We start from the raw sequence: 12,283 nt of genomic DNA, 5'->3' as shown, positions 1-12,283 counted from the left end.
CGAAAACCCCTACGGGCCTAGCGTGGCTCCGGCGGGCGTTGTCGGGGCATGTTCGGGCGGGTTCCGTTGGCGGGGGGGAGCGGGTGGCGGGCCGGCGGGGCGCCGGGCTCCTGGCGGGGCGCGTAGCCGGTCACCGCCGCCTGCATGCCCAGCGGGGCGGAACCCGTGCGGAACTCGACCATCCAGTCGGTCGTCTCCATGCGCACCAGCTCCGTGACGTCCTCCGCGCAGCGCCGCAGCACCCCCAGGCACCGCTCGGCCGCCTCCCCGGCCGTGCCCTCCGCCGGGCCCAGCACCTCCCGGATGCTCTCGGAGGCCCAGTCGAACTGCAGCGCCTGCAGCCGCCGCTGCACCGCCTGCGCGGTGGCCACGTCCCGCATCCAGCCGGACGTCACGCCGAAGAACCGGTCGATGCCGACGCAGCCGACGGCGAGCAGCAGCGCGAGACAGCCCCAGGGCGCGATCCCGTGGGCCGCCCCGGTGACGTCCAGCAGGGGCAGCGCCGCCCCGGCCGCCACGCCCGCCGCCGTGCCCGAGCGCAGGATCCGGGCGGCGCGCCGCTTCCACACCCGGTCCCGCAGATACCAGGACGCCGTCTGCAGTGCGCCGCTCTCCACCCACCGGTACAGCTCGTCGAGCCGTTCGGCCGGTTCGCCCCAGTCGCCGAGCGGGAACGCCCGCCCGGTCAGATCGCCCGGCCGCAGCCCGGCCGCACCCTCGCCCCGCCCGTCCTGAGGCGGACCCTCGGGCTGCATCTCCGGCTGACCCACCCGGCACTCCCTACTGATCCCTGCTGACACCTGATCACGACCGGTCACTTTGCGTGACACCCCATGCGGATTCCAAGCCGCATGCATGCCGATTCCATGCCGATTCCATGCCGACGCGCGGCACCCTTCCTACCGCCCAATGGGTGGCGAAGAAGGAGCTTTCCCGTCTTTTCCGCCCGGAAGAGGGCCTTGATCAGGTATAGGCCCGCCGTACTTCTCACTCGAAAGAGTGGCGGGGCGACGCGGGCGTGGACCACGTAGGCTCGTGCTCAAGAAGAAGAACGCAGAGGAGCTGATCGTGATCCCCGGTGGTGGCCAGCCCAACATGCAGCAGTTGCTCCAGCAGGCCCAGAAGATGCAGCAGGATCTCCAGCGGGCCCAGGAGGAACTGGCGAACACGGAGGTCGACGGGCAGGCGGGCGGAGGCCTGGTGAAGGCCACCGTGACCGGCGCCGGCGAGCTGCGCGCGCTGAAGATCGACCCGAAGGCGGTCGACCCGGAGGACACCGAGACCCTCGCCGACCTGATCGTGGCGGCCGTACAGGCGGCCAACGAGAACGCCCAGACGCTGCAGCAGCAGAAGCTCGGCCCGCTGGCCCAGGGGCTCGGCGGCGGCACGGGCATCCCCGGTCTGCCGTTCTGAGGCCGGGCCAACTACGGTACGTACCGAAAGGTCTTAAGGAAGGGCAGTCCGGTGTACGAAGGCGTGGTCCAGGACCTCATCGACGAGTTGGGGCGGTTGCCCGGCGTCGGTCCCAAGAGCGCGCAGCGGATCGCCTTCCACATCCTGCAGGCCGAGCCGACGGACGTGAAGCGGCTCGCGCAGGCACTCCTGGAGGTCAAGGCGAAGGTCCGCTTCTGCGCGACCTGCGGCAACGTGGCGCAGGAGGAGCTGTGCAACATCTGCCGCGACCCGCGCCGCGACCCCTCGGTCATCTGCGTGGTCGAGGAACCCAAGGACGTGGTCGCCATCGAGCGCACCCGTGAGTTCCGCGGCCGCTACCACGTCCTCGGCGGCGCCATCAGCCCGATCGAGGGCGTGGGTCCCGACGACCTGCGTATACGAGAACTTCTCGCGCGGTTGGCCGACGGGACGGTCACGGAGCTGATCCTGGCGACGGACCCCAATCTGGAGGGCGAGGCCACGGCCACCTACCTCGCCCGCATGATCAAACCCATGGGCCTGAAGGTCACCCGCCTGGCCAGCGGCCTCCCGGTGGGCGGCGACCTGGAATACGCGGACGAGGTCACTCTCGGCCGCGCCTTCGAGGGGAGACGACTCCTAGATGTCTGACGCCACACTGCACGCGACCGGTCACAACCCGGACGATTTCGCGGTCCAGATCGCGGACCAGATCGAGAGCTTCCTGGTGGCCGTCACGGAGGTGGCGAGGGGCGACGAGCCCGGCTCGACCGTCCCCTTCCTCCTCCTGGAGGTCTCCCAGCTCCTGCTGGCCGGCGGCCGCCTCGGCGCCCACGAGGACATCGTCCCCGAGGAGCGGTACGAGCCGGACACGGGCCCGGACCCGGACGTGGACGGCCTCCGCGAGAACCTCGCCCGTCTCCTGGAACCGGTCGACGTCTACTCCGAGGTCTTCGACCCGTACGAGCCCCGCAAGGCGCCGGTGCCCGCCCGGCTCTCCGACGACCTCGCCGACGTCATCACCGACCTGCGCCACGGCATGGCCCACTACCGCGCGGGCCGCACCACGGAGGCCCTGTGGTGGTGGCAGTTCTCCTACTTCTCCAACTGGGGCCCCACCGCCTCCGCCGTCCTGCGCGCCCTGCAGTCGGTCCTCATCCACGTCCGCCTCAACCAGCCCCTGGAAGAACTCGACGGCCTCGACACCGACCAGTCCGACATGGGCGACGAGACCCTGGAGTTCGAGGCGGGCCGCGTCATGGCCCAGGAGATCGGCGGCCCGCTGGGGATGCGACCGGCGAAGTGACTCCGAGTACGACGCCGCTGTCACTCGTTGAGCTGAAGGTATAAGGATTTCCTTTTGTGCTGGCGCGTCCTACGCTGGGATGCGGCGCATGAACTGGGAAATCAACCTCCACTCATCCGTGGAGTCGTGGCTGCTCAAGCTTGCAGAGGAGGACCCGGTGTCGGCGGACCTCGTCGAAGCGGCGGTCGACCTGCTGGCAGAGCACGGGCCTGCACTCGGCCGTCCCTTGGTCGATCGGCTCTACGGTTGCCGCACCCAGAACCTCAAGGAACTACGGCCAGGCAGCGCGGGACGTACCGAAGTCCGGATCCTGTTCGTCTTCGATCCTCGGAGGCAGGCGATTCTGCTGGTGGCCGGCGACAAGGCCGGCCGCTGGAGGGACTGGTACCGCGAATCGATTCCCCTTGCCGAGGCCCGCTACGAGGAATATCTCGCCGTTACGGACGGGGCAGGAGAAGACGGGATGGACCGATGAACCGGTACAGCAACTGGGCAGAAGTCAAGCGCCGGATGCGGGAGAGTCAACCGGAGGTGTCCGACGCCGAATGGGCATCCCGCAAGCAGGCGGCGCGTACGGCGACGGAGGCGCACGTAGTGGGTCACCGCCTGCGCGAGATCCGCGAGGAGCAGGGACTGACGCAGGCCCAGGTGGCGACATCACTGGGCATCTCCCAGGCCCGGGTCTCCCAGATCGAACGGGGGGAGATCCACAACCTGGAAACGATGCGTACGTACGCCGAGGCGCTCGGGGCCAGGATCACCGTGACCATTGAGTACGGAGACCGGACGGTCGGGGCGGCCTGACTGGCGTGGCAGCCATCTCCCGTTCGCTCTCCGCCGGCGGTGCAGTTGGCCGGCGCCACCCCGTCGGCGGGGCCGAGCGGCAGGACCAGCGCCGGGGCGGCGGCCAGGGTGAAGCCCATGTCGGTCAGTCACTGGGCGCATCCGCCGAGCTGGGCGATCGCCGCCAGGAGGATTTCCGGCGCCCCCCACTCCCTGGTTGAAACGTACACAGTCGGCACTGTGAGCCGGGGCACTTTCCCGAGTGGTGTGTCGTGGGCTGGGCAGGGGCCGGATGCGGGCGTCGCCGGATGTCTCACCATGCGGGAGCAGGGTGGTGGAATTCGGGCGCTCGTTAGACTGAGCCGACACAAACGAACCGAGCGAGGAGCGCACGTGGGCCTTGTCGTGCAGAAGTACGGAGGCTCCTCCGTAGCCGATGCCGAGGGCATCAAGCGCGTCGCCAAGCGGATCGTGGAAGCGAAGAAGAACGGCAACCAGGTTGTCGTCGTCGTTTCCGCGATGGGCGACACGACGGACGAGCTGATCGATCTCGCCGAGCAGGTTTCTCCGATGCCTGCCGGGCGTGAATTCGACATGCTGCTGACCGCCGGAGAGCGGATCTCCATGGCCCTGCTGGCGATGGCGATCAAAAACCTGGGTCACGAGGCCCAGTCCTTCACCGGCAGCCAGGCAGGCGTCATCACCGACTCGGTCCACAACAAAGCCCGGATCATCGACGTCACGCCGGGCCGGATCCGCGAGTCGCTCGACAAGGGCAACATCGCCATCGTCGCCGGGTTCCAGGGCGTCAGCGCCGACAAGAAGGACATCACCACGCTGGGGCGCGGTGGGTCCGACACGACGGCCGTGGCGCTCGCCGCCGCGCTCGACGCCGAGGTCTGCGAGATCTACACCGACGTCGACGGCGTGTTCACCGCCGACCCGCGCGTGGTGAAGAAGGCGAAGAAGATCGACTGGATCTCCTTCGAGGACATGCTGGAGCTCGCCGCCTCCGGCTCCAAGGTGCTGCTCCACCGCTGTGTGGAGTACGCCCGCCGCTACAACATCCCGATCCACGTCCGGTCCAGCTTCAGCGGGCTGCAGGGCACGTGGGTCAGCAGTGAGCCGATTGGGGACAAGAAGGTGGAGCAGGCCATCATCTCCGGTGTCGCGCACGACACCTCCGAGGCCAAGATCACGGTCGTCGGCGTGCCGGACAAGCCGGGTGAGGCTGCCGCGATCTTCCGGGCCATCGCCGATGCCGAGATCAACATCGACATGGTCGTGCAGAACGTGTCCGCCGCCTCCACCGGCCTGACGGACATCTCCTTCACGCTGCCGAAGACCGAGGGCCGCAAGGCGATCGACGCGCTGGAGAAGAGCCGGTCGGGGATCGGCTTCGACTCCCTTCGGTACGACGACCAGATCGGGAAGATCTCCCTGGTCGGCGCGGGTATGAAGACCAACCCGGGGGTCACCGCCTCCTTCTTCGAGGCGCTGAGCGACGCGGGCGTGAACATCGAGCTGATCTCGACCTCCGAGATCCGCATCTCGGTCGTCACCCGCAAGGACGACGTGCCGGAGGCCGTGCGCGCCGTGCACACCGCCTTCGGGCTCGACTCCGACACCGACGAGGCCGTCGTCTACGGCGGCACCGGCCGCTGAGCCCGGGTACCGACCGATGACCAGGAAGCCGACGCTCGCGGTCGTGGGAGCGACCGGGGCCGTCGGCGCGGTCATGCTCCAGATCCTGTCCCAGCGCGCGGACGTCTGGGGCGAGATCCGCCTGCTCGCCTCCCCCCGCTCGGCCGGCCGCAAGCTGGCCGTGCGCGGGGAGGAGGTCGAGGTGGTGGCCCTGACCGAGGAGGCCTTCGACGGGGTCGACGTCGCGATGTTCGACGTCCCGGACGAGGTCGCCGCGCAGTGGGCGCCGATCGCCGTCGCGCGCGGCGCGGTCGTCGTCGACAACTCCGCCGCCTTCCGGCTGGACCCCGAGGTGCCGCTGGTGGTGCCCGAGGTCAACCCGCACGCCGTACGGACCCGGCCGCGCGGGATCGTCGCCAACCCCAACTGCACGACCCTGACGATGATCGTCGCCCTGGGCGCGCTGCACGCCGAGTTCGGGCTGCGCGAGCTGGTGGTGTCGTCGTACCAGGCGGTGAGCGGGGCCGGGCGGGCCGGTGTGGACGCGCTGCGGGCCCAGCTGTCCCTGGTGGCCGGGACCGAGCTGGGCACCAAGCCCGGTGACGTACGGCGGGCCGTCGGGGAGGACACCGGGCCGTTCCCGGAGCCGGTCGTGCTGAACGTCGTCCCGTGGGCCGGGTCGCTCAGGGAGGACGGCTGGTCGTCGGAGGAGATGAAGGTCCGCGACGAGTCCCGCAAGATCCTCGGGCTGCCGCGGCTCCCGGTCGCGGTGACCTGCGTACGGGTCCCGGTGATCACCACCCACTCCCTGACCGTGCACGCCCGCTTCCAGGGCGAGGTCACGGTCGACCGCGCCCGGGAGATCCTCGCGACCGCGCCCGGCGTGGTGCTGTGCGACGACCCCGCCGCCGGGGAGTACCCCACCCCCGCGGACGTCGTGGGCACCGACCCCACCTGGGTGGGCCGGCTGCGGCGGGCCCTGGACGACCCCACCGCGCTCGAACTCTTCGTGTGCGGCGACAACCTCCGCAAGGGGGCCGCGCTGAACACCGCGCAGATCGCGGAGCTGGTCGCGGCGGAGTGGGCCGACCGCTGAGGCCGGGGTCGCGGCCCGGCCACGGCAGAACCTTTGTAGGATCCATGTAAGAAGTGTGGCCGGGAGCATGGTCCGAACCACTTGAATCATTGCTCAAGGCAACAGAGGATTTCCCTCCCCGTCCCCGCAACCGTGCGGAGGGCGGGGAGCGTCTTTGCGGTCACTCTTCGGGCGTGGGGACGCCGTGCTCGGGTGGGTGTGGGGACACCCGCCCATATCGGACATAGGGGAAGAGCGGGACGCATGACGGCACTTGAGGCTCGGCCGGTTGTCGCACATGTGACGCCCGGCACGTACAACCCTGGCGGGGGGAGACGTGTCCAACTGGCGTGGCAGAGGTTCTCGAACTCAGCGCGGCCCGCGGCGCGGCGGCCCTTCGGCCGCCCCGTGCGCTCCGGCCCCGCACGCCCGGCGGCATGCCGGTGATCGCGCCCATGCCCGCAGCGCGGCCCGCCCGCATACCAAGTCAGCGTGACGGCTCCGACGAGGCCGCGGCGACCACGGCGACCGAGGCTGCCGGTACGACCGTCGACCACCTCACCGAGACCTACCGGGCGCACTACCGCTCGCTGCTCGGCCTCGCCGCGCTGCTCCTGGACGACACCGCCTCCTGCGAGGACGTGGTCCAGGAGGCCTTCATCCGCGTGCACTCGGCCCGCAAGCGCGTCCGCGACCCCGAGAAGACCCTCGCCTACCTGCGGCAGACGGTCGTCAACCTCTCCCGGTCCACGCTGCGCCGCCGCATCCTCGGCCTGAAGCTGCTCTCCAAGCCCATGCCGGACATGGCGAGCGCGGAGGAGGGCGCCTACGACCAGCTGGAGCGCCGCGACCTCATCAAGGCGATGAAGGGCCTGCAGCGCCGGCAGCGGGAGGTGCTGGTCCTGCGCTACTTCGCGGACATGACCGAGGCCCAGGTCGCCGAGACCCTCGGGATCTCCCTGGGGTCGGTGAAGGCGTACGGCTCGCGGGGCATCGCCGCGCTGCGGGTGGCCATGGAGGCACCGGCATGAGCGCGCGCGCCCAAGGGGGCGATTCCGATGAACGTCACTCCCACGAACGTCACGAGCCCTTCGCCTGGCACGAGCCGACGAGGCGGGATGAGCAAGACCACACGCAATCGCACGCTGGGAACGGAACTGTGAACCACGGCCCCGACGAGAAGGGCCCCGAGGGCCTCGACCAGGGTCCCGAGAGGCGCGGCAACGGTCACGAGGGGCGCGGCAACGGTCCCGAGGGGCGCGGCGAGGGTCCCGGCGGTGGCGGTAAGGGCGCGGACCGGCTCGGCGCGGCTTCCGGCGACGGGCGCGGTGCGGGGCAGGACGGTCCCGGTGCGGATCCGGACGGGTTCGACCTCGGCGGCCTCGGCGCCGACCTCGACGGTCTCGGTACCGACGAGCTGGCCCTGCGCCGGATGCTGCACTCCGCCGTCGACGACATCGAGCCGCGCACCGGCACCCTGGACCACCTGCGCCGGGCCGTGCCCGCGCGGCGGGCCCGCAAGCGGCAGGCCGCCGTCGGCATGGCCGCCGCGGCCCTGTTCATCGGCACCGCGATCCCCGCCCTCGTGCACGTCACCCAGTCCGGCGGCACCGACCCCAACACCGCCATGGCAGGTCAGTCCTCCCAGGCCCAGGGCGGCACCGGGCAGGGCAGCGACAAGGGCGGCGACCCGGGCGGCAAGAAGGACACCGGCAGCACGAGCGTCAAGCCCGGCAAGAGCCCCGACAAGCCCGGGACGAAGGGCAAGGACGGCGGCGCCAGCGGCGGCGGCGCCACCGGCGGCGCCAACCCCTCCGCCACCGTCGCCTCCAACGGCGTCCCGCTGTGTACGACGGCCCAGCTGGGCTCGGCCACCGGCACCGCCGACGCCCCCGACAGCGCGGGCGTGGTCTACGGCACCTTCCGCGTCGTCAACGTCTCCTCCACCGCCTGCACCGTCGCCGGCGCGGGCACCATCACCCCGACCGCCCTGGGCGCGGCCGACCAGGCCAAGATCAGCACCGCCCGGCATGTGGCCGGGGACGCGGCGACCGGACTGCCCGACCCCTCCCTGGAGGTGACCGGGCTGGTCCTGCAGCCGAGCGCGGCCTACGAGGAGAAGTTCGCCTTCGTGCCCTCCGAGACCTGCCCGACCACCGGCGGCGGCACCAGCACCACCGGCGGCTCGGACACCGGTGGCGCGACGCCGGATCCGACGCCGACCGCCTCCGGCGGTTCGACCGAGAGCGCGGGGACGGGCGGTGCGACCACCCAGCTGATGACCGCGGACGGCACGGCCGCCGGGAGCGTCCAGATCACCCACACGGCGCAGGGCGGCTCGCCTTCGGCGACGGCCACGGTGGCGGGGGAGTGCGCGGGGACCGTCATCTACACCGGCGTGCTGGCAGGGGCGTAGAGATCAGGCGGCTCCGGGCCGTCGTTCGACTGCGGGCCGATGGGGGCTGGTCGCGCAGTTCCCCGCGCCCCTAGGGAGCTGCACTTGCCGTCGGCTCCGGTGACTCCTCCGGTACCAGGCCCAGCGCGGCGTCCCGCGCGGCCTCGGCCTCTCGCCGTACCAGGCGGAACCACATGAACACCACGAAGCCGGCGAAGACGAACCACTCCCCGGTGTAGCCGAGGTTCTGGAAGGCCTTGAGGTCCAGGCCGGTGCCCTGCGGTGCCGTCGCGGGCACGGCCTTCATCCCGGCGTCGGCCTTGTCGAGGGTCACCCACGCGTCGTACAGCTTGTACGGCACCAGGTTGACCAGGGTCGCCGAGCTGATCGCGGCCGTCTGCCCGGACGGCAGTCCGCCGGCCGCGCTGACCCCGTTGTCCCCGGGTGTCTCGGACGCCTGCAGCGCGCCGGTGACGGTGACCTCACCGCTCGGCGGCGCGGGCGCCTTCGCCGGGTCCGCCCTGCCCGGCAGCCAGCCCCGTACCACCGGCAGCGCCTTGCCGGAGCCGGTGCGCAGCAGCGTGAGGACGTAGAAGCCGTTCCTGCCGTCCAGCTGCCGGCCGGGCACCAGCAGCTGGGTGCCGTAGTGCCCGCTCGCGGTGACCCGGCGGCCCGAGGTGGCCTTGTCGACGGGCAGCATCGAGTCCAGCGGGCGGGCGGTCTCCCGCTGGTCGGACGCGGCCTGCTGCGTCGCGGTGCGGCTGTCGTGCACGCGCCCCTCGAACCGGCTCAGCTGCCAGGACCCCATGAAGACGCAGAACGGGATGGCGAGCAGCACGAAGACGTTGATGCCCCACCAGCGGGGTGTCAGCAGAAACCGGTACACGCCCTCCACGGTACGGCGCCCGTGCTGTGCCCCGGCCTGCGGGTCAGCCCTTGCTCGCCTTGAGGGAGTAGATCAGCGGGATGCGCGGGTGGTCCGCCGGGAAGCGGTGGTAGCCGTCGCGGACCTCGAAGTTCTCGAAGCGCGGGAACAGCGACACGTCGTGCTCGTGCAGGAACTCGATGCGCAGCCCGGTCGCGGCGAGTGCCGAGACGACGTCGCCGAGGGTGTGCTGCCACTGGACGCTGCGGTTGTGCACCGTGGGGGCGTTCAGGTCGGCGTAGGTGCCGGGCTCGTCCCACACCTGGGCGTCGCGGGCGAAGTAGTCGCGGACGATCCGGGTGCCGGTCGCGTCGTCCAGGGACTCGGTGATCGGATGGAACTCCGCGAGATAGAGGAAGCCGCCGGGGGCGACCAGGGAGGCGGCCGTGCGTGCCCAGCGCCGGATGTCGGGCAGCCAGCACAGCGCGCCGAGCCCGGTGTAGACGATGTCGTACGACGGCTCGGGCACGGTGGCGGCCGCGTCGTACACGTCGCCGGTGACGAAGGCGGCGCGCTCGGGGCCGTGGCCGAGGTCGGCGGCGAGGGAGCGGGCGGCCTCGACGGCCGGGGCGGAGAAGTCCAGGCCGACGACGCGTGCGGCGCCCCGGTGGACCCAGGAGAGGGTGTCGGTACCGATGTGGCACTGCAGGTGGAGCAGCGTCCTGCCGGTGACGTCGCCGACCTCGGCCGTCTCGAAGCCCCGCAGCACGTCCGGGTGGGCCCGGAAGCCGTCGAGGTCGTAGTACTGACCGGCCACGTGCACCGGCACACGCTCGTCCCACATGGCCCGGTTGTCCTCGCGCCAGCCGTCGGGGGCGGAGTGATGGTCGACCTGGGTACTCATGATCGGAAAGTTATCCACAGGCTGCGCACACCCGCCACCCAATTGTCGGCGCGGCCAGGCAGTATGGGCGCATGACTGGGGCGATGAGCGAGAACAACGGGCCGGGTGCGGACGCGGCCGGCATGCCGGACTGGGAGAAGCGCTTCCGGGCGCCGCGGGTGTCACTGCCCGACTGGGCGGAGGACGCGCCGGAGCGCTCCCTGTTCGTGTCGAACGCGACGGGCACGTACGAGCTGTATGCCTGGGACCGAGCGACGGGCGGGCAGCGGCAGGCGACGGACCGGCCGAACGGCACGACGGACGGCGCGCTCTCCCCGGACGGCGCCTGGATCTGGTGGTTCGACGACAAGGACGGCGACGAGTTCGGCATCTGGCGCCGCCAGCCCTTCGAGGGAGGGGCGGACGAGCCGGCCGTCCCGGGCCTCGATCCGTCCTACCCGGCCGGGCTGGCCCTGTCCCGGGACGGGCGCACGGCGGTCGTCGGCCGTTCCACGGACGACGAGGGCACGACGATCCACCTCGCGCGCGAGGGCGAGGACCCGGTCGAGATCTACCGGCACCGCGAGTCGGCGGGCGTCGGCGACCTCTCGCACGACGGCTCCCTGATCGCCGTCGAGCACACCGAGCACGGCGACGCCATGCACGCGGCGCTGCGCGTCCTGCGCCCGGACGGCACGCCGGTCGCCGAGCTGGACGACACCAAGGGCGGCACCGAGGAGCTGGGCCTGGAGGTGCTGGGTTTCGCGCCGGTCGACGGCGACACCCGGCTGCTCATCGGCCATCAGCGCCGGGGCCGCTGGGAGCCGCTGGTGTGGGACGTGGCCACGGGCGAGGAGACCGACCTCGCCCTGGACCTGCCGGGCGACGTCAGCGCCGAGTGGTATCCGGACGGCTCGGCCCTGCTCATCGCCCACGGCTTCGAGGCCCGCAGCGAGCTGTTCCGCTACGACCTGGCGAGCCGCGAACTGACCCGCATCCCCACCCCGCCCGGCACGGTCTCCGGCGCCACGGCCCGCCCCGACGGCAGCGTGGAGTACCTGTGGTCGTCGGCCGCCGAGCCGCCCGCGGTCCGCTCGACGTCCGGCGGCGTCGTCCTGGACCCGCCCGGCATGGCCTGCCCGCCGTCGGTGCCGGTGGAGGACGCGTGGGTGGAGGGCCCCGGCGGCCGCATCCACGCCCTGATCCAGCGGCCGGCGGGCGCGAGCGGCCCCCTGCCGACGGTCTTCGACCTGCACGGCGGCCCGACCTGGCACGACAGCGACTCCTTCGCCGCCGGCCCGGCCGCCTGGGTCGACCAGGGCTATGCGGTGATCCGCATCAACTACCGCGGCTCCACCGGCTACGGCCGCGCCTGGACCGACGCCCTGAAGCACCGGGTCGGCCTGATCGAGCTGGAGGACGTGGCCGCGGTCCGCGACTGGGCGGTCTCCTCGGGCCTCGCCGATCCCGCCCGGCTGATCCTCACCGGCGCCTCCTGGGGCGGCTACCTCACCCTGCTCGGCCTCGGCACCCAGCCCGACGCCTGGACGGTGGGCATCGCGGTCGTGCCCGTCGCGGACTACGTCACCGCGTACCACGACGAGATGGAGGCCCTGAAGGCCATGGACCGCACCCTGCTGGGCGGCACCCCCGAGGAGGTCCCCGAGCGCTTCGAGGCCTCGTCCCCGCTCACCTACGTCGACGCGGTCAAGGCCCCGGTCTACATCTCGGCGGGCGTCAACGACCCCCGCTGCCCGATCCGCCAGATCGACAACTACGTCAAGCGCCTGGAGACCAGAGGCGCGCCCCACGAGGTCTACCGCTACGACGCCGGGCACGGCTCCCTGGTGGTGGACGAGCGGATCAAGCAGGTGAGACTGGAGATGGACTTCGCCGCGCGGCACCTGGGCGGGTAGGGA

The 12,283-nt window shown here is 71.6% G+C and carries 13 protein-coding genes; 10 read left to right on the top strand and 3 right to left on the bottom strand.

What is annotated here, in order from left to right:
- Positions 1-17: 17 nt before the first annotated feature.
- Positions 18-770 carry an SLATT domain-containing protein gene (locus tag ABB07_RS18010; protein ID WP_208899658.1) on the bottom strand — a complete coding sequence of 251 codons (753 nt, stop codon included), beginning with the start codon at positions 768-770 and terminating at the stop codon, positions 18-20.
- Positions 771-1,068: 298 nt separating this feature from the next.
- On the opposite strand from ABB07_RS18010, the gene ABB07_RS18005 reads away from it, so the two are divergent.
- The 9 genes from ABB07_RS18005 (at position 1,069) to ABB07_RS17965 (ending at position 8,637) form a co-directional block, all read left to right on the top strand.
- Positions 1,069-1,413 carry a YbaB/EbfC family nucleoid-associated protein gene (locus ABB07_RS18005; protein WP_031164799.1) on the top strand — a complete coding sequence of 115 codons (345 nt, stop codon included), beginning with the start codon at positions 1,069-1,071 and terminating at the stop codon, positions 1,411-1,413.
- Between the two features lie 51 nt (positions 1,414-1,464).
- Positions 1,465-2,064, top strand: a complete 600-nt coding sequence (gene recR / locus ABB07_RS18000) for a recombination mediator RecR (RefSeq protein ID WP_031164801.1) — start codon at positions 1,465-1,467, stop codon at positions 2,062-2,064.
- On the top strand, positions 2,057-2,719 hold the full coding sequence (locus ABB07_RS17995) for a DUF5063 domain-containing protein (protein ID WP_208899657.1): 663 nt from the start codon (positions 2,057-2,059) through the stop codon (positions 2,717-2,719). Before recR ends, ABB07_RS17995 begins: the two co-directional genes overlap by 8 nt.
- An 88-nt stretch (positions 2,720-2,807) precedes the next feature.
- Complete coding sequence (locus tag ABB07_RS17990; RefSeq protein WP_425264731.1) at positions 2,808-3,194, top strand: type II toxin-antitoxin system RelE/ParE family toxin; 387 nt, start codon at positions 2,808-2,810, stop codon at positions 3,192-3,194.
- Complete coding sequence (locus ABB07_RS17985) at positions 3,191-3,523, top strand: helix-turn-helix domain-containing protein (RefSeq protein ID WP_208899655.1); 333 nt, start codon at positions 3,191-3,193, stop codon at positions 3,521-3,523. Before ABB07_RS17990 ends, ABB07_RS17985 begins: the two co-directional genes overlap by 4 nt.
- 372 nt (positions 3,524-3,895) lie before the next feature.
- Complete coding sequence (locus ABB07_RS17980) at positions 3,896-5,167, top strand: aspartate kinase (protein ID WP_208899654.1); 1,272 nt, start codon at positions 3,896-3,898, stop codon at positions 5,165-5,167.
- A gap of 16 nt (positions 5,168-5,183) precedes the next feature.
- The gene (locus ABB07_RS17975; RefSeq protein ID WP_208899653.1) at positions 5,184-6,242 is read left to right on the top strand and encodes an aspartate-semialdehyde dehydrogenase; all 1,059 of its coding nucleotides are present in this window, start codon (positions 5,184-5,186) and stop codon (positions 6,240-6,242) included.
- Positions 6,243-6,571: 329 nt separating this feature from the next.
- Positions 6,572-7,252: a SigE family RNA polymerase sigma factor gene (locus ABB07_RS17970; protein ID WP_208899652.1), complete on the top strand. Its 681-nt coding sequence runs from the start codon at positions 6,572-6,574 to the stop codon at positions 7,250-7,252.
- Positions 7,253-7,380: 128 nt separating this feature from the next.
- Complete coding sequence (locus ABB07_RS17965) at positions 7,381-8,637, top strand: hypothetical protein (RefSeq protein WP_341845887.1); 1,257 nt, start codon at positions 7,381-7,383, stop codon at positions 8,635-8,637.
- Between the two features lie 70 nt (positions 8,638-8,707).
- Here the strand turns inward: ABB07_RS17965 and ABB07_RS17960 are convergent, their stop codons facing one another.
- Together ABB07_RS17960 and ABB07_RS17955 are read right to left on the bottom strand one after the other, a co-directional pair.
- A complete protein-coding gene (locus ABB07_RS17960; protein WP_208899651.1) occupies positions 8,708-9,502 on the bottom strand; it encodes an SURF1 family protein in 795 nt (264 codons plus the stop codon).
- A gap of 43 nt (positions 9,503-9,545) precedes the next feature.
- Positions 9,546-10,385, bottom strand: a complete 840-nt coding sequence (locus tag ABB07_RS17955) for a class I SAM-dependent methyltransferase (protein ID WP_244189409.1) — start codon at positions 10,383-10,385, stop codon at positions 9,546-9,548.
- Positions 10,386-10,468: 83 nt separating this feature from the next.
- On the opposite strand from ABB07_RS17955, the gene ABB07_RS17950 reads away from it, so the two are divergent.
- Entirely contained in the window at positions 10,469-12,280 is a 1,812-nt protein-coding gene (locus tag ABB07_RS17950) for a S9 family peptidase (protein WP_425264813.1), read from the top strand.
- Positions 12,281-12,283: the final 3 nt, after the last annotated feature.

Origin of the sequence: Streptomyces incarnatus (assembly GCF_001027185.1) — a bacterium.
GTDB classification, from domain to species: domain Bacteria; phylum Actinomycetota; class Actinomycetes; order Streptomycetales; family Streptomycetaceae; genus Streptomyces; species Streptomyces puniciscabiei.
This window is presented reverse-complemented; position numbering and strand designations above follow the sequence as displayed.